Below are 17,788 nucleotides of genomic sequence, written 5' to 3'. Positions count from 1 at the left end.
AATGAGCAACACCACCCGCCGCCGCAACAGCGACAACAAAGCGGCTGAAATCCTGCTGAACGAAACCAAGGCCGCAGCATTTGACTCGGCTCTGGAAGCGGCCCGTGACGCACCGAAGATCGCCCGCGAACATGCGGCCCTGAAGGCGGAAAACGCAGCGCTAAAAACGCAGGTAGATCGGCCCGTATCCGTAACAGTGCAGGCACCCAAACCGGCACAGGTCAAAGGCGTCACCAAGCGGCCCTGCGTGGTCGATACAGCCTTTGCCAAAGCCACTGCCCATTTCAGCCAACGCCAGATCGCACAGGTGGCCGAAGACCTGTGGCCGGGTGAGCATGGCAAGCTGCAACGCAAGGCCGCGACAGCCCCAGCCAGCACCGTTGATGCGGGTTGGGGTGCCGAACTGGTCGAACATGAGATTGGCCCGTGGGTGGAAGAATTGCGCCCGGTATCGGTCTATGCCGCTATGGCTGCGGGTGGCGTTCCGTTGCCGATGGGCGGACTGGCCAGCATCACCATGCCGACGAACCCTGGAACAGGTGACATCAGCGGTAGTTTCGTTGGTGAGAAAGGCACGATCCCGGTCAAATCGACCGTTGTCGGATCGGTCAGTTTCCACCGCCTGAAAATGGCCGTCCTGTCCGTCTTCACGAACGAATTGCGCGACACCAGCACACCCAGCATCGAGTCGGTGATCCGCCGTAACGTGGTGGCCGATACTGCCGAAATGCTGGACGCTCATATTCTGAACCCGGCGAACGCAGCCGTTGCTGGCATTCGCCCCGCATCGCCTTGGTTTGGCGCGGCCAACCAAGCGTCCGCTGGTACCGGTCTGGACAACGTGATCGCAGACATTGCGTATCTGACCGGGATCATCAGCGCACAACGTCCGCGAAACCCGGTCATCATCATGGACAACATGCGGGCGCAGCGGTTGCGCATGATGCGTGAAGCCGGTGTGTTCCTGTTCCGTGGCGAAGTGGAACGCGGCGAACTGTTCGGCCTGCCACTGATCGTTTCTGCGACGGTACCGACCGACCATCTGTTCGTGATTGATCTGGCCGACTTTGCATCGTGGTTGCCTGCACCCGAAATCGACACCAACGGATCGGCAGCGGTCGTTATGGCCGATGACGTGGCGCCCACACCGCAGATGGAAGACCAGAACGCCGTGAACGACACAGGCGGATCGATCCACGTGTCTGATGCTGCGACCGATGGCGCACAGGTCGTCAGTTCATTCCAGATCAACGCCACCGTTCTGCGCATGGTCCAGCCCATCGCGCACGGCATGCTGAGGCAAGGTACGGCTGCGTATGTCACGGGGGTAGCGTGGTAATGTTCGAACCCGTCGCAAACGTACCCAACCTGCTGCTGGCCGTTGATCGTGATGGCCAGCACCGGCTGTGCGCGGCCGTACAGGACCGCCAAAGCCGTGAAATCGTAGCCACAGCCGTGGAGCGTACCGTCACGCTGCACAAGCCCCGCACGGACGTTCTGGCCGATCAGGTGGCCGCTGCGCTGGCCCCATTTTTGGCCCGACTGGATCAGGAAGGAGTCGTGGCATGATTGTTACGGACCCGAACGGGCTGAAGGGCATCCGCCAAAGCCGGTACGATGCCGGTTTACTGACCAACGATTACAACAAAACCCCGACACCGCCCAGCAACGACAAGCTGTTCACACCCTCGCACGAACGGAGAACCCGAAAGGACTCGGACGATTGACAGTGATCTGACAAAGAGAGGAAGGAGCCTAAAAGATGCCCTTTGATATTTCGAAGCCTAAGCGCAAACCTGAAGACCTGAAGAAACTGGTGCGGGTCGGGTTGATCAACAAAATGGCCAAGATTTTGGGCCGAGAACCAGACGAACGTGAACTGGCGCTTCTCGACAACGCGCTAAAGGACTGGGAGCCGCCCATATGAGCAAACGGAGTCTGTTTCATGCAATTAGTTTTCCGCTTCGGTTCCGCAGTGCGCGGTCGGTAAATGCAGAAATACCGGATTTAGCCAAAACCTCGGCGTCAAGTCCTGCCGTTCCTCTGTCAATAACTTTAAGAATTTATGGGCGCTGTCCGAGTTAAATACCTCGCAAAACTGAGGTGCAGACTAAGCCGCTTCTCGGCGTTCAAGGTGATCCAAAATTTGTTTTGGTCCGTCAAACTGTCTCAAAATAAGATTTTTTTCGTCTGCTTGCCCTCCAAGGTCTTCCAAAGCGTTCTTTATTCGGTCCGGTTTTCCTAAGAAATCACCCAAGTCCGGCTTTTGAATTATCAGCTCATACTTAACGGCATCGCTTTCGCCATGACCTGCTCTCACTTGGCTTACGTCCAATTCCCAAAGTCGACGTAGCATCCTATCAAATTCAGTTCGAACATTTTGGCTAGGTCGTATAGTGCTAAAGTTTGCAACTACATGTTGTCCTTCAAAATCTAGACTGACATTTGTCAGCGATCTTCTTGGAAGTTTTCCCTTCCGAATGGATTGGTGAAAATAACGCGAGACCGGGGAATTTCTGTGAATCGCGAGACTGCATACGTTTGAAGGAAGCTGATCGCCTCGTGGGGGACGATGAGAGACTGCTGAATCCGCGCTTTGCATCGTCAATGCAAAAGCGTCATGGAGCGAAGAAATCGTCTCTAGCCAGCTAGAAGCTACCTCTTTTACGTCCCGAGCCGAAACTCTTCTTGCTTCGCCAACCGATAGAATCCCCAAACTCTTTGAAGGGGCAAGCAACGCCTCGCTGCCCCGAGCATTCAGATCGACCTGAAGGTCTTCAAGTGCTGCTTCTGTGGCGGCAATAATAAGTTGCGCGTTCTCTCCATAAAGGCATCGTAGCTTCTCTAAACCACTAGCTAATGATAAATAGCGGTCCTTGGCGCCTGCTACGGCTACGGCAGCGACAAACCGTTCCGGTGATCCCAGAATGGGTGAGATGAAAACGGGAGCCCAAAACACCTCTTCGTGGCTCTTAAGAGAGGGAAAAGATGCGGCGTTAAACTTGATGTTAACCATGATTTTTCCTCTCTAGGGCTGCAAGGCAGCTGCGCCATCCGTTCTTACGCGGCCTATTCGATGCGTAAGAAAATCTTCCAGCGCTGAGTATTCCTCAGCGCTAGTGAGCCCTGAGGCTAGGCTGTCAGTCAAAATGGAACCAATATCAAAACTACCGATGTCTGCTTCAACGCTAGGTAACTCGCTTGCTGTTGCTAACCTTAAAGGCGCATCCATGATCAGAGTATACCATTCTTTGAGACGATTTAGGTATTTAACGTTGGGGTTTAAGTCACGCGGCGACCAATCCTCTCTCGTGAAACACCGACCGTGGTCAATCAGCCAAACTTCGTTCTTGGTTCCCAGTAGTAGGTTAGCCATGTGCCTATCGACGTTCGCAACCCAAGTGTCAAAACCGTACAAACTGCTTTTTTTGTTCCAGTTTTTTAAAGCATTTACAATAATCATTTTTCCGAGGGAGTGTGCGGACGAAATTCGTTGAGAAAGGTTGGGTGTCTGTACATCCACGCTGGCAAACGTGAGAACGCCACCAGTGATTATGTGCGATTTTGAAAACTGGTTTTTGTCGTTGTAGGTGTCGGGAACGAAAGTGAGAACTGCCATTGGAATCGGTAGGCCCATCCTATGAGCCACTTGGTTCGCGATCAGCTCGTTTACAGTCTCAATGCGGTCGATGTTCTTTACTAGGCAGGATTTAATCGATCCATCTCCCAGTTCCACTTGGCCCCGATAAAGGTTGTTGATGCTGTCGACGTCCTTAAAGGGCATCGGTTCTCCGACAAGCGTTCCAAATACTGGGGTCAATTTTTTTCGCTCCATCAATCCATAGGTGCCTGAAAAAGCACATGAAACGATAATGGGATAGGTTGAGTAGTGAGAATGTTCAACAACTTTCTGGCAACCGAACGCAATCAATTGACTATCATCCGAAAGTTACAACATAGAAAGAATGGCCGCTTTACGGACGACTAACTTCTTAACGGTTCATCGACCTAGCAATACCCAGCCCGCACTATTCTTGCTCTTGCTTCCGGCGTTTCCAAGCGGCGGTAGCGGCCACCCGAAAACCGACGGCAGTCCAGCGCATGTCCGGCAACGATTGAGACCGCGCCTATGTCTTCGCCGTCCACATAGCAAACGCCCTCCCAACGATCATACGTACGCTCTCCACTCAGCTTACAGGTGACGGTCTTGCCGCGCAGGTAATCTGCCATCCATAGCTTCGCAGCAATTCCAGCGTTTGTTCTCAATTCCGGCCCGTCTATGCCGTTCAGTCTCACTGGAACGCCCTGAACGACGATGGTGTCTACGTCTCGGACCCTCGCTATACCTTCCACTGTGCGCCGGTCAGGTGGGCTACTATCAAAGCTGGTGATAAACAACACGGCACCGAACAGCGCGGCCATCCAGACTACTACCGACCATCCCGGTGTCAGTGAGCGCCGCAATTTGAGGCGTGATTTGCCCCGAAATGGTACGACGTTGCCTGTGTAACGACGGGCAGAAAAAAAGTGACGGGCAGAGCCGATCAGCGAAATGACCAGAATGAGACCGATGACAGCCGACAGTATCAGGGCGGGGTTCTCAAGGTCGGGCAAAACGGTTTCTCGGCTTCTTGTTCATCTGAAAAATGCCATCACCTGGTAATATACATAACGAAATCCGCATGTTTTTTTGGAGCTAAGTCAAATTCAGTTAACTCTCGGTTTTTTTGGCAGAAATTCGCAAGCAAGTTTTGGGTTCTCTTCCTAGCTCTGATTTGAAGGAAAGGAGAACTAAGCGATGAAGATCAAGAAGACAATTCCAGTTTTGGGCGTGTGTGGGACTCTGTTCACATCTGCCTGCGCACAACAGCCGGGGTCAATAACTCCAGTTTCTATGGGCGACACTTACAGTGAAGTATCGTGTTCCCGCGCCACAAACCTGTACAAACAGGAGTCGGCAAAAGTTCCAACATTGGTGGCCGCACAGAAGAATGCCGTAACGGGCGATGCGTTGGGCGTTTTCTTGATTGGCGTGCCGGTCTCAAGCCTTTCCGGTGCCGACTTGGAAGGAGAGATTTCCGCTACAAAAGGTAAGCTAATCGCTTTGGCAGGTCGCCTCGAAGCATGCGGTACGTCTCCCGCCGCGGTGGCATGGGGTTAGTTAGCCAGCAACACCTCAGCACTTTGACGCTGCGGGCTTTCTATCCAAATTTTTTCAAAACTCTCAAAATGTGAAGAAAAGAGTGGGAACCATGAAAAGTTTAACATGGGTAATTTCGGCGCTATCGATTGTTTGCACAACGCCAGCATACGCTGAATGGACCCTTCAGCATCATGAAGATACTTTGTGTATTACGGAAACGCTTTTTGCGGCATTTCCAGTCGATAAATCGCTCCCTGAACGACAGAGAAAGCTGGCCCTCCAGCGAATCTTCGACCACGCAGATAAGTTTCCAAATTCGTTAGCATCCTATCGATTCAGGTACGACACAAAGGAAGAGGCTCTTGCCGACTTTCGGGAGTTTGCGAATACGATAAAACTGAGCGAATCTCAGAGGAAGATGGGTGAATACTCGATCTGGAACTGTTTCAGTTTGCCTCCGCTTTAGGGACAAAGTGATTGTTTCCGGCACCATTCGGACCCATGAAAAATCGTCGATGCATGTGACATGAACGGTCCGTCGACCATTCCGGTTCTAAAATTACGCACCCCAAACTGCTGTCCGCGTTTGTCACATGGTTTCCCTCTGAACAATGCGGGTTTTTTTGGGCTTTGGTTAGGGGGTAAAGAGTTTTCTGTCACCGGTGGCCGACCGGACCTTTCTATCCTGGTTCGGTCGGTATCCAAAAAACTTGTCGCCGGAATTTATGCTTAGGAGAAAGGCCAGCTCCGCAAATCCACTCACTGACGTTGCAGAGCTGGCATGAATCCTACGGCTCTGGGATGATGGCCGCAGGAGGGCAGCGCAATCACGGGGAACTACGCTAATTTCTTTGAACACGAAAAGACCGACACTGATAGACGGTCATAAGAATAGGGGACTATCCAAAAGGATAGCTAACTGCGACCGACCGGGCCACGAAAAGTAGCAGGCTGTGCAGATCGTCCGGTTGCCTATATGACCAGCCAGGCGCGACGCGACGCTCAAACCAATGCGACAACCCAACGCGACCGGTTAACTGATTTTTGCCACGGTGAGGGAAATCGCAAACTATCCATGTGCCGGGAGGTTTTGCCGCGAAATTAGACCAAAAGCGGGGTTTTTCAGGTTGCCCTAGTGCAAAACCGGATGGCTTGGCGCGATCGACACTAATTGCGGCTGCACTGCGCAGGATATATCGAGACAAACGCTTGGTCTGGTGCATTAGGTCCGCTTCGCGAAACCACGACACTCTTTAGGTCTTTGGTGACGGAAAATACATTGTGAATTACTGCACCATTCATTGGATTTGTCCAAAAGTAGATACACGTCTGCGTGTGGGGATTTTCATTGCATATCAGGACATAAGTGGTTGGCTTGTCACCTTCTTGGCCCTGCAATTCCAGAAGCCCGCCTTCCCCCAAGACTACAAGTTCAGCCTGCTTGCCTTCATCTTCATACTTAAAGGAACAATTGATTGCGCTTGCAGCGAGAGCAGCGGAGCAACCCATTAAAAAAATTGCCGAGGAAAAAAGGAAAATCTTCATAGATCAATTGCACTCCGTAATTGATTGCACACTGCCTGCACACGCACGCCACTAATTACTTGATTATAAATATAATTCCCACCAATCCATCATGGGTGCAACCGACAGCCTCGCGGCCTTGGTGACAAGGCCTGTTGAAGCCGACCGGCACTTTAAAACAGGGTTTGACGATGCGGTCATGGATGGGTCTCGGTGTACACTGAATAGGTGGCTTACTGCACCGGACGGCGTTTCGCAACCAAGGGCACACTGTGATCAAGACGCGTACCGATAAGAAGCTCCTTCAACAAAGAAAGGGCAGGTCTTTCGACCTGCCCTGCGCGATAGCACCGATTGGGAGGAGTGGGTGCGCCTCGCGGCGTTTGCTTACTTGGCGGCAGTTGCTTTCTTGGCAGCTGCGGTCACGTCGTTGGTGGCTTTTTTGACAGCCGCGGTTGTGTCTTCGGCGACGTCTTTGCCAGCCGCCATCAGCAGCTCAACGGTTTCGGACTGAACTTTTTTCGCGATCTCTGCGAAGGCCGCCATGTTTTCAGCTGCAACTTCAGCCGATGCACTGGCGAAGTCGGTGGCCGCTTTGGCGTAGTCTGCAGGCTCTGCCTTGGCTTTCGACATCTCGGTCAGCTTGGCCAGGGTGTCCTTGGTCCATTTGTTCGAGATCTCAGCCGACTTTTCAGCCGCTTCCAGTGCAACACCCGACAGCTTTTCGTTCAGCGTCGCGGTCGATTTGAAAGCACCTTCCAGAGCGGTGGTGTCAACAGGGAACGCGCCCATAACGTCTTTCAGGGTCGCGGTGAAGTCTTGCGTCTTTGCCATGTCTAAAATCCTTTTGCCGAACCGGGCCCACCCCGGTTTTCTTCAGCTTGAGGACAATATGGTTGCCGCAGCGCAGCATTGCAAGATTTTTCTTGCTGCGCTGCGGCATACTTCTGCAAGGCGCATTGAAATCAAATACTTGCCTTGACCCGCACATAGGTCCCAGGCGCCGGAGCCAGGGCAGGATGGGCCGAATCGCCGGTCGCACGCGCGGGCACCTGTTTACCCGACCGCTTCTTCAGCTAGGCCTCCCACCTGGGATGACTGCGCCTCGACAAAATTCCAAACAGATTGACCCCAAAACTCAATCCGCTACTCCAAAAGGCGCACGGAATTTTTCAAGTGACAAGACATCTTGGACCAAACCGCTCCGCTTAGTCGATCAATGGCAGGAGTTTGTCGAGGCTTGCCCTTGCGTCGCCGTAGAACATGCGGGTGTTTTCTTTAAAGATCAGCGAGTTTTTGATGCCCGAGCACCCGGTGCCCTGGCCTCGTTTAGCTGACGCACCTTGGCAACAATGTCGACCGCCTTCCACAGAGCCGCAGCCGTCTTGACGACCTCAACCCCTGCAGCCTCATACGACGCATCAGAAAATCCAGCCGCAGCACCAGCACCCTTCTCAATCAGACATTCATAGCCCAACTTTTGTAGCTGCAACGCAGACTCCGGCGACATCCCAACACGGTTCTCACCGTCATAAGTCTCTCTCGGTGTGCCTATCTACATCGCCATGATCCTAGCTGCGTTTCTTGGGTGGGATGAGATCGGTGATCGTGCCCTCAAACATCTCGGCCGCGAAGTTCACTGTCTCGCTCAGCGTCGGGTGGGGGTGGATCGTGTGACCAAGATCGACCGCGTCCGCCCCCATTTCGATGGCCAGAGCAGTCTCGGAGATCAGATCACCGGCGTTGGTGCCGACGATGCAGGCACCAACGATGCGCTGATCCTGTGGATCGAACAGCAGCTTGGTGATGCCTTCGGATCGGCCATTGGACAGAGATTTGCCCGACGCGGCCCACGGAAACACGCCTTTTTCGAACTTGATCCCTTTAGCTTTGGCGTCGGTTTCAGTCAGGCCGCACCAAGCCACTTCCGGGTCGGTATAGGCGACCGAAGGGATCAGTTTCGCGTCGAAGAACCGCTTGTGACCGGCGGCAACCTCGGCTGCAACCTTGCCTTCGTGCACGGCCTTGTGCGCCAGCATCGGCTGGCCGACCAAGTCACCGATGGCGAAGATATGCGGCACGCCGGTGCGCATTTGGTTGTCCACGGCGATAAACCCACGCTCATCCACCGCGACTCCGGCTTTTTCTGCGTCGATCAGTTTGCCGTTGGGTTTGCGTCCCACGGCCACCAGAACCTTGTCGAACGTGTCGGTGAAGCTGTCGCCCTTGTCATCCTCGAACGTGACCTTGAGGCCCTTCTTTAGCGGTTCAATCGCTGTGACCTTGGTCTTGAGGAAGATGTTTTCGTACCGGCCCTTGATGCGGGTCATCAGAGGTTTAACGATATCCTTGTCCGCACCAGGGATAATCTGATCCATCAACTCGACCACGGTGATGTCCGAGCCCAGCGCGTCATAAACGCAAGCCATCTCCAGACCGATGATACCGCCGCCCAAAACCAGCATCCGCTTTGGAACATCCGCCAGTTCCAGCGCACCGGTCGAGTCGATCACGCGGTCGTCATCATGGGGGAGAAAGGGCAGCTCAACCGGTTCAGATCCCGCCGCAATGATGCATTGGCCAAAGGAAACCGTTGTCATTCCGTCATCGCCCATGACCTCGATCATGTTCGGACCCGAGAAGCGACCGTAGCCGCGCACGATCTGAACCTTGCGACCCTTGGACAAACCGTCCAAACCGCCGGTCAGTTTGCCGACAACGCTGTCTTTGAAGGCGCGCAATTCGTCCAGGTCAATCTTGGGCTTGCCAAAGCTGACACCATGTGCGCCCATCTCTTCGGCCTCGGTGATGACCTTTGCCACGTGCAACAACGCCTTCGAAGGGATACAGCCCACGTTCAGGCAGACACCGCCCAGCGTCGGATTGCGCTCGATCATTACAACCTTTTTGCCCAGATCTGCGGCGCGGAAGGCTGCCGTGTAGCCACCGGGGCCTGAGCCCAGCAAAACCACTTCGGCATGTACGTCGCCCTGCCCGGCTGCAGTGTCGGTGGCGGCCACAGCCTGCGGTGTGTCGGGTGCTTCTGCTGGGGCGGCCTCGGGTGTTGCGCCTTCGGCGGCTTCCAAAGTCAGGATCAGCGCGCCTTCCGAGACATTGTCACCTTCGGCAACGGCAATCGAGACGACCTTGCCATCGGCGGGGGACGGAACCTCCATCGTGGCCTTGTCGGATTCCAGTTCGATCAGCGGGTCTTCGGCGACGACGGTATCACCAACCGAGACAAGAATGCTGAGCACGGGCACATCGGAGAAATCACCGATATCGGGTACTTTGACGTCCATCTGATCTCTCCTCACCACATCAACTTGCGCATGTCACCCAACAGCGTCTTGAGCGTGACGCAAAAGCGTGCAGCCAAGGCGCCATCAACGGCACGGTGGTCATAGCTGAGCGACAAGGGCTGCATCAGGCGCGGCACGAATTCTTCACCATTCCAGACCGGAGCCATCTTCGACCGGGTCAGGCCCAGAATGGCCACCTCGGGCGCGTTGACGATCGGAGTGAAATGGGTGCCACCGATACCGCCCAGCGACGAGATCGTGAACGTCGCGCCCTGCATGTCGTTCGATTTCAGCTCACCTGCACGCGCCTTGCCCGACAGCTCCATCAGATCCTTGGAGATCTCGACAATGCCCTTACGATCCGCATCTCTGATGACCGGAACAACCAGGCCGTTCGGCGTGTCTGCAGCAAAGCCTATGTTGTAGTAAGATTTGCGGATCAGCTTGTCGCCGTCGGGGTGGATCGACGAGTTGAACTCCCAATGCTGTTTCAGCGCATTGACCGAGGCCTTGACCACAAAGCTCAGCAATGTGACGCGATAGCCTTCTTCCTTGGCCATCGTGTCCATTTCCTTGCGGTATTTGTCCAGCTCGGTGATGTCGGCCTCATCATTATGGGTGACATGTGGGATATTGAGCCATGACCGGTGCAACGCAGGGCCAGACAGCTTTTTGATCCGAGGCATTTCCACGTCTTCGACCGGGCCGAACTTTGAGAAATCGACCACCGGGATCGGCGGGATACCCATGCCACCCGATGCACCTGCAGCAGCCGGAGCGGCAGCAGTTGTGGATTTGAGGAACTTGGTGACGTCCTCGCGCAGGATACGACCCTTGCGGCCCGAGCCGTTGACCTTGGACAGATCAATGTCCAGCTGACGGGCAAAGGCGCGCACCGATGGCGAGGCATGGGCCTTGCCGAACCCTTGGTCCATCACCGGCGCCGCCGGGGTGGCTGGTGCGGGGGCAGCCGCAGGTGCCGGTGCGACCGTGGGCGCGGCCTCGGCCGGGGCGGTAGGTGCCCCCTCGCCTTCGAGCAGCAGGATCAGCGCCCCCTCGGATACGTTGTCGCCCTCGGACACTTTGATTTCCTTGATGACACCCGCGGCAGGCGACGGAACCTCCATCGTGGCCTTGTCGCTTTCCAATTCGATCAGCGGGTCCTCGGCAGCGACGGTATCACCGACCGAGACCAGGATGCCGATCACCGGGACATCCGCAAAATCCCCGATATCCGGGACTGTTACTTCGATTGCCATTTCTACGTCTCCTCGTGCCCCGTGGGTTTAAACCAACCGGGGGTTCGGCTTGTCGCCGTCGATTTCATATGTCTTGAGCGCCTTCTCGAGCTCGGCCTTGGTCACCGCACCTTCGCGATACAGATCGACCATTGCCGCCGCTGCGATATGATTGGCGTCGACCTCAAAGAACCGGCGCAAGTTCACCCGGCTGTCCGAACGGCCATAGCCATCCGTGCCCAGCACCGAATAGCGGCCCGGCACAAATGCGCGGATCTGCTCGGCGTAGTTCTTCATATAGTCAGTGGCTGCAATGATCGGACCTTTGGCCTTTGAAAGCTGTTCGGTCACGTAAGGCACACGTTCCTCGGCCAGCGGGTCCAGACGGTTGGCGCGTGCCGCATCCTGCCCGTCGCGGGCCAGTTCGTTGAACGAGGTGGCCGACCAGATATCAGACGTCACGCCGAAATCCTTCTTCAGCAATTCCGCCGCTTTCATCGCCTGCAACAGAATTGTACCCGAGCCCACCAGGTTGACGTGCTTCTTGCCCGGCTTCTTGGTTTCCTGGAACCGGTACAGCCCCTTGATGATCCCCTCTTCCGCGCCCATCGGCATATCGGGGTGCGTATAGTTTTCGTTCATCAGGGTCAGGTAGAAATAGATATCTTCCTGATCGCCATACATGCGCTGCAGGCCGTTCTGGATGATCACCGCGACCTCATAGCTGAAGGTCGGGTCATAGGTGATGCAGTTCGGAATGGTGCCCGCAAGAATGTGACTGTGGCCATCCTCGTGCTGCAGACCTTCACCGTTCAGCGTCGTCCGACCAGCTGTACCGCCTAGCATGAAGCCCCGCGCACGACTATCACCAGCCGCCCAGGCCAGATCACCGATGCGCTGGAAGCCAAACATCGAGTAGTAGATGAAGAAAGGGATCATCGGTACGCCGTGATTGGAATAGGCAGTCGCTGCCGCAATCCAATCGGCCATGGCGCCAGCCTCGTTGATGCCTTCCTGCAGGACCTGACCGTTGGTCGTTTCCTTATAGAACATCATCTGATCAGCATCTTCAGGGGTATAGTTTTGACCCGACGGGTTGTAGATCCCGACCGAGCGGAACAGTCCCTCCATCCCAAAGGTCCGGCTTTCGTCCGGCACGATCGGAACCACGTTATTGCCCATTCCCTTGTCACGCAGCAGCGTAGTCAGGATGCGGACAAAGGCCATTGTGGTCGAAATCTCACGATCACCGGTGCCCTTCAGTTGAGCTTCGAACTTGGAAAGCGCGGGGATTTCCAGCGCTGGTGCACTACTGTCGCGTTTGGGGAACTCACCGCCCAAAGCCTTGCGCCGGTCGGCAAGATAAGCTTTTTGCGCGTTGTTCAACGACACAAACGGCGCGTTGGGCAGGTCTTCGTCGCTGACCGGGATCTGGAACCGATCACGGAACGCACGCAACTGATCTTCGGCCAGTTTCTTTTGCTGGTGGGTGGTGTTCTGCCCCTCACCGGCCGAGCCCATGCCGTAGCCCTTGACGGTTTTCACCAGCAGGCAGGTCGGCGTGCCCTCGTTCTCGGTCGCGCGCTTGAATGCGGTATAGACTTTTTCTGGGTCATGTCCGCCCCGGCGCAATGCCCAGATCTGATCGTCGGTCCAGTCTTCGACCAAAGCAGCGGTTTCCGGGTATTTCCCAAAGAAATGTTCGCGGATATAAGCACCGTCTTTCGACTTGAACGTTTGGTAGTCGCCATCGACGGTTTCATCCATCAACTGACGCAACCGCCCGCTCGTATCTTTTTCCAGCAGTTGATCCCAGCCCTTACCCCAAAGCAGCTTGATCACGTTCCAGCCCGCACCGCGGAAGTCGCCCTCAAGTTCTTGCACGATCTTGCCGTTGCCGCGAACCGGACCATCGAGCCGTTGCAGGTTGCAGTTGATCACGAAGATCAGGTTATCCAGGCCTTCTCGCACGGCCAGGTCAATTGCACCCCGGCTTTCGGGTTCGTCCATCTCGCCATCGCCGAGGAAGCACCACACTTTACGGTCGGCCATGTCGATATGACCCCGGTTGTGCATGTATTTCATGAACCGCGCCTGATAGATCGCCATCAGTGGACCCAAGCCCATCGAGACCGTCGGGAACTGCCAGTAATCCGGCATCAACCACGGGTGCGGATAGCTGGACAGCCCGCCGCCATCGACCTCGGAGCGGAAGTTTTCCAGCTGCTCTTCAGTGATGCGCCCTTCCATGAAGGACCGGGCATAGATGCCGGGGATCACATGGCCTTGAAAAAACACCAGGTCGCCACCGTGGATCGCCGATTTCGATCGCCAGAAGTGGTTCAGGCCCACGTCATACATAACAGCTGATGAGGCAAAGGAGGCAATGTGGCCGCCATATTCGCTGCTGACTTTGTTGCGCCGAACCACGGTAGCCATGGCGTTCCAGCGGTTGATCGTACGGATCCGCCACTCCATCTCAGGATCGCCGGGAAAGGCGTACTGATCATCGACCGGGATGGTATTCTGATAGGGCGTTGTAGCCGAAAACGGCAGCGTCGCCCCGGCGGCGCGGGCCTTCTGCACGGCCTTGTCCAACAGGAAATGCGCACGGTTCGCACCGTCTCGTTCAATCACGTCTTCAATGGCGTCCTGCCATTCCTGACTTTCTACCGGGTCGATATCGGGTTCGAGGTCTTTCATTGGGCAGGTTCCTTTCTCAAACTGTGTCCCGAGGAGTGTCAGACGAAGAATTGTGCGCCGTTGACAGAAATCGTTGAGCCGTTGACAAACCCGGCGTCATCCGAGGCCAAGAAGGCCACACAGCGGGCGATTTCCTCGGGTTCGCCCAGCCGTCCCGCCGGGATTTGGCCGATAATGGCCTCGCGGACCTTTTCAGGCACGGCCATGACCATCTCAGTGGCGATATAACCGGGGCAGATAGCGTTTGCGGTAATGCCTGCGCGCGCGCCTTCCTGTGCCAGAGATTTGACGATTCCCAGATCACCTGCCTTGGTGGCGGCATAGTTGGCTTGCGCAAACTGGCCTTTCTGGCCGTTGATAGAACTGATGACAATGACACGGCCGAACTTACGCTCGCGCATACCGGGCCAGATTGGGTGGATGGTGTTGAAAACGCCGGTCAGGTTGGTGTCTATGACATCTTTCCACTGCTGGGGCGTCATCTTGTGGAACGGCGCGTCGCGGGTAATCCCGGCGTTGGCGACCACAATATCGATCGATCCAATCTCGGCCTCGACCTGCGCGATCCCAGCGGCCGAGGCTTCGTAATCTGCGACATTCCATTTATAGGTTTTGATGCCGGTCTCGGCGGTAAAAGCAGCCGCCTTTTCGTCATTGCCGGCATAGGTCGCGGCAACAGTATATCCTTCAGCTTTCAACTTTCTGGAAATCGCTTCGCCGATACCCCGGCTACCACCGGTTACAAGTGCAGTTCGTGTCATCTCTAATCCCTCCAATTAGTCAGTGACTTTGACCTAACTTGCAGTGTTACGTAGCGTAATTTTTTACCACCGGATAGGCCTGAGCGGAATAGCGGCTATGCGTTTTAGGAAAGGTTTAATATTAAACTACTTGAAATTTTAATCTTAAAATTATTTTCTTACAGAGAGTTATCGGAGTGTTTATGCAACCGCTCACGGTCAACACGCAAAGGACGGCACGCGATTGCGACCACGGTCACCGGGGCTTGTCACCAACGTAATCCCGGAACTTCGACATTTTACCGATCCCGGGGTTAAAGGAATTAGTTGGATCGCAGCGCCTGTAATGCGCCGCGAGATCCGGCTTGGCCTTGTAGAGGTGGCCGACATTGTGCTCGGCCGGATATTCGGCCCCGCGCTCATCAAGTATTCGAAGCATCGCAGTCTTGATCGCCCTTGGATCGCATCCCTTTTTGATGATGTAATCCTGGTGCATCACGTGGCACATCAAGTGGCCGTAATAGACTTTGCCAACCAACTGATCGGTGATCTCAGGCGGCAGCGTTTCGAACCAATCACGATCATTGCGACGCAGCGCGATATCCAGCGCCAGTATCTCTTCGACTTCGTCGGAATGGACATGGCCATACCGCACAGCGGCACCCGCAGCAGCAAATCGATGCAACCCGGCGATCTTGGCGTCACGCGGGGTGCAGGTGACAAATTCGGCGCTGCGGGAACCAAAGAATTCGGGAAGAAACACCGCCGCCTCTTCGATACCGCTGTCATGCACTTTCAAGATGAGGTGGTGTTCATACCTGTCACGATACTCATACAGGAACTCCGGCAGATGCTCGGGCCAAAGCTTTGCAACAACCTGCATGAACTTGTCGGTGAAACCCCGGGTCAACGAAAACTTGTTCAGACGCGAGTCCACCGCGCCCTTCATAGCAAAGAACATCGGCAGCCGGTCGGTCCCCAGCTTGTCGATCATAACCAGAGTGTCCTTGCCGTATTTCGCAGCGATATCGAAACACTCGCGATGCACGTATTCAGCCGAAACAGGCAGAGTTTCGAAACGCGTCAGGATGTGGCGACGTAGGTCGGTAAGGTCAGCAGGGTCGTTTGTACCGATGTAAAAGACCTGCTCACGCTCATAGGTCGGGAAGGTATCAAGCCGCACTGCGAATACCGCCAGTTTGCCCGCACAGCCGGACACTTCGTACAACAGCCGTTCGTCATTGCTGTAACGCGAGGGCGTGTCCGCATCGACATCGCGCAGGATCGCAGTGTAATCCGGGTCCGACGCATTGCGACCCTGAGGTGTCGGGGCATCCTTGTCGAAATCCCCGGCTTCAACACGGGTCAGGATTTCCTCTGGAGTGTCGCCCAAATCCAGCCCCAGATGGTTCACCAGTTTCAGCGTCCCATCCGCGGCGATCTGGGCGAAAAGGGCAAGCTCTGTATAACTGGGTCCGCGCTCGCACAAGGAACCGCCGGAATTGTTGCAAACCCCACCCACGATCGAGGCCCCAATGCTGGAGGACCCGATTACCGAATGCGGTGTTCGCCCCAGTGGCCTTAGCTGCTTCTCCAACTCAAACAGAGACGCGCCCGGCAGGCTTAGAACCTGCTGACCGTCTTGCAAAAGGTGCAGGGCTTTCATCCGACTGACATTAATCAGCACAACGTCACGGTCGTAACCGCCTTTGGGTGTAGACCCTTCGGTCAGGCCAGTATTGGACGCCTGCATGATGACGATCTTGTCGGCGGCGACGCAGGCCTGCAGAACGTGCCACAGTTCCAGCAAAGCACCGGGTCGAACGACGCAGAGTGCTTTGCCCTCACCCGATCTGAACCCGCGGCGGAACCGCTCGGTCGCGCGTTCGCCTTTTAGCACATTACGGGCGCCGACGATGGCGCGAAATTTGGTTATGAGGGCTTCGTTGATCATGCCGCGTTCCGATGTGCATCGCCAGGACTGGTCGCTGTGTCCCGGAAGCGCAGGTTAGTGCGCGACAGTTGGTCGAGCCGCGTTACGCCCATCAGCTTCATGTCGCGCTCGATCTCGGCCCGCATCAATCCCAACGCCCGTTCGACGCCCGGCTGACCAGCGGCAGCCAATGGATACAGATAGTGCCGCCCTACCCCGACCGCCTTGGCACCCAAAGACAACGCCTTGAGCACATGGGTTCCGCGCTGAATTCCGCTGTCCATCATCACGTCCAGCTTGTCGCCGACGGCATCCACAATCTCGGCCAACTGATCAAACGGCGTACGCGAGCCGTCCAACTGGCGACCGCCGTGGTTCGACAGGATGATGCCGGTACACCCGATGTCAGCCGCGCGGCGTGCGTCCTCGACGGTCATGATGCCTTTGAGGCAGAACTGACCGTCCCACTCTCGCACCATTTCGGCCACATCGTCCCAGTCCATCGACGGATCCAGCATATCGGTGAAATAGCCGCCGATCGAACTGGCACCGCCGCCCATATCTACATGCCCTTCCAGCTGCGGAAGGCGGAACCTTTCATGCGTGACATAGTTGATGCCCCACATCGGCTTGATCGCAAACTGGATCATGCCGCCCAGCGTAAGCCGGAACGGAATCGAGAACCCCGTCCGCAGATCGCGCTCTCGGTTGCCGCCGGTGATGCTGTCGACGGTCAGCATCATGACCTCGACACCCGCCTCTTTGGCGCGCTGCATCATGGCAGAGTTCAGGCCGCGATCCTTGTGGAAGTAGAATTGATAGACCTGCGGGTTCTTATGCTTCTGGCGCAATTCTTCCAACGAAACAGTGCCCAGCGACGAAACCCCGAACATGGTGCCATATTTCTCGGCGGCCGCTGCCACAGCGCGTTCGCCCTGATGGTGGAACAGGCGCTGCAAAGCCGTCGGCGAGCAATAAAACGGCATATCCAGCTTTTGCCCCATCACGGTGACCGACATGTCCACGTCCGTCACCCCACGCAGGACCGATGGCAGCAGATCACACCGATCAAACGTCCGTGTGTTTTCGCGGTAAGTCACCTCATCATCCGCGCCGCCGTCAATATAGTTGAAGATCGGCCCCGGCAGGCGGCGCTTGGCCAATCTGCGGAAATCCTGAAAGTTATGACAGTCCTTCAGACGCAT

Annotated in this window: 16 protein-coding genes and 1 pseudogene; 5 read left to right on the top strand and 12 right to left on the bottom strand. The window is 55.7% G+C overall.

What is annotated here, in order from left to right; translation table 11 throughout:
* Position 1 precedes the first annotated feature (1 nt).
* From AC2FLJ_RS07565 to AC2FLJ_RS07550, 4 genes are read left to right on the top strand one after another with little or no spacing between them, the layout of a single operon-like run.
* Positions 2-1,339, top strand: a complete 1,338-nt coding sequence (locus AC2FLJ_RS07565) for a phage major capsid protein (protein ID WP_496705110.1) — start codon at positions 2-4, stop codon at positions 1,337-1,339.
* Positions 1,339-1,569: a hypothetical protein gene (locus AC2FLJ_RS07560; RefSeq protein ID WP_496705108.1), complete on the top strand. Its 231-nt coding sequence runs from the start codon at positions 1,339-1,341 to the stop codon at positions 1,567-1,569. The genes AC2FLJ_RS07565 and AC2FLJ_RS07560 overlap by 1 nt, the downstream gene beginning before the upstream one ends.
* On the top strand, positions 1,566-1,727 hold the full coding sequence (locus tag AC2FLJ_RS07555) for a hypothetical protein (protein WP_496705106.1): 162 nt from the start codon (positions 1,566-1,568) through the stop codon (positions 1,725-1,727). Before AC2FLJ_RS07560 ends, AC2FLJ_RS07555 begins: the two co-directional genes overlap by 4 nt.
* A gap of 35 nt (positions 1,728-1,762) precedes the next feature.
* Positions 1,763-1,927 (top strand): hypothetical protein, encoded by a 165-nt coding sequence (locus AC2FLJ_RS07550; RefSeq protein WP_496705104.1) that lies wholly within the window; start codon positions 1,763-1,765, stop codon positions 1,925-1,927.
* A gap of 183 nt (positions 1,928-2,110) precedes the next feature.
* Here the strand turns inward: AC2FLJ_RS07550 and AC2FLJ_RS07545 are convergent, their stop codons facing one another.
* The 3 genes from AC2FLJ_RS07545 to AC2FLJ_RS07535 form a co-directional block, all read right to left on the bottom strand.
* Positions 2,111-3,016, bottom strand: a complete 906-nt coding sequence (locus AC2FLJ_RS07545) for a hypothetical protein (RefSeq protein WP_496705103.1) — start codon at positions 3,014-3,016, stop codon at positions 2,111-2,113.
* 12 nt (positions 3,017-3,028) lie between these two features.
* Positions 3,029-3,931 (bottom strand): HipA family kinase, encoded by a 903-nt coding sequence (locus tag AC2FLJ_RS07540; protein WP_496705101.1) that lies wholly within the window; start codon positions 3,929-3,931, stop codon positions 3,029-3,031.
* A gap of 77 nt (positions 3,932-4,008) precedes the next feature.
* A complete protein-coding gene (locus AC2FLJ_RS07535; protein ID WP_496705099.1) occupies positions 4,009-4,614 on the bottom strand; it encodes a thermonuclease family protein in 606 nt (201 codons plus the stop codon).
* A gap of 184 nt (positions 4,615-4,798) precedes the next feature.
* On the opposite strand from AC2FLJ_RS07535, the gene AC2FLJ_RS07530 reads away from it, so the two are divergent.
* Positions 4,799-5,161 carry a hypothetical protein gene (locus AC2FLJ_RS07530; RefSeq protein ID WP_496705097.1) on the top strand — a complete coding sequence of 121 codons (363 nt, stop codon included), beginning with the start codon at positions 4,799-4,801 and terminating at the stop codon, positions 5,159-5,161.
* Positions 5,162-6,310: 1,149 nt separating this feature from the next.
* Here AC2FLJ_RS07530 and AC2FLJ_RS07525 read toward each other — a convergent pair.
* From AC2FLJ_RS07525 to AC2FLJ_RS07485, 9 genes and pseudogenes are all read right to left on the bottom strand, one after another.
* Positions 6,311-6,688: a hypothetical protein gene (locus AC2FLJ_RS07525; RefSeq protein ID WP_496705095.1), complete on the bottom strand. Its 378-nt coding sequence runs from the start codon at positions 6,686-6,688 to the stop codon at positions 6,311-6,313.
* A 366-nt stretch (positions 6,689-7,054) separates the two neighbouring features.
* Positions 7,055-7,501 carry a phasin family protein gene (locus AC2FLJ_RS07520; RefSeq protein WP_058274073.1) on the bottom strand — a complete coding sequence of 149 codons (447 nt, stop codon included), beginning with the start codon at positions 7,499-7,501 and terminating at the stop codon, positions 7,055-7,057.
* A gap of 457 nt (positions 7,502-7,958) precedes the next feature.
* A pseudogene (locus AC2FLJ_RS07515) lies at positions 7,959-8,177 on the bottom strand (Re/Si-specific NAD(P)(+) transhydrogenase subunit alpha); the annotation flags it as partial.
* 61 nt (positions 8,178-8,238) lie between these two features.
* Complete coding sequence (gene lpdA, locus AC2FLJ_RS07510) at positions 8,239-9,969, bottom strand: dihydrolipoyl dehydrogenase (protein ID WP_496705093.1); 1,731 nt, start codon at positions 9,967-9,969, stop codon at positions 8,239-8,241.
* 11 nt (positions 9,970-9,980) lie between these two features.
* Positions 9,981-11,228, bottom strand: a complete 1,248-nt coding sequence (aceF, locus tag AC2FLJ_RS07505; RefSeq protein ID WP_496705091.1) for a dihydrolipoyllysine-residue acetyltransferase — start codon at positions 11,226-11,228, stop codon at positions 9,981-9,983.
* 27 nt (positions 11,229-11,255) lie between these two features.
* Complete coding sequence (gene aceE / locus AC2FLJ_RS07500) at positions 11,256-13,910, bottom strand: pyruvate dehydrogenase (acetyl-transferring), homodimeric type (RefSeq protein ID WP_496705089.1); 2,655 nt, start codon at positions 13,908-13,910, stop codon at positions 11,256-11,258.
* 38 nt (positions 13,911-13,948) lie between these two features.
* Positions 13,949-14,671: an acetoacetyl-CoA reductase gene (gene phbB / locus AC2FLJ_RS07495; protein WP_472724058.1), complete on the bottom strand. Its 723-nt coding sequence runs from the start codon at positions 14,669-14,671 to the stop codon at positions 13,949-13,951.
* 235 nt (positions 14,672-14,906) lie between these two features.
* On the bottom strand, positions 14,907-16,604 hold the full coding sequence (gene dld, locus AC2FLJ_RS07490) for a D-lactate dehydrogenase (protein WP_496705087.1): 1,698 nt from the start codon (positions 16,602-16,604) through the stop codon (positions 14,907-14,909).
* The gene (locus tag AC2FLJ_RS07485; RefSeq protein ID WP_496705085.1) at positions 16,601-17,788 is read right to left on the bottom strand and encodes an alpha-hydroxy acid oxidase; all 1,188 of its coding nucleotides are present in this window, start codon (positions 17,786-17,788) and stop codon (positions 16,601-16,603) included. The genes dld and AC2FLJ_RS07485 overlap by 4 nt, the downstream gene beginning before the upstream one ends.

This window comes from Ruegeria sp. CDSA034, assembly GCF_059612275.1.
This window is presented reverse-complemented; position numbering and strand designations above follow the sequence as displayed.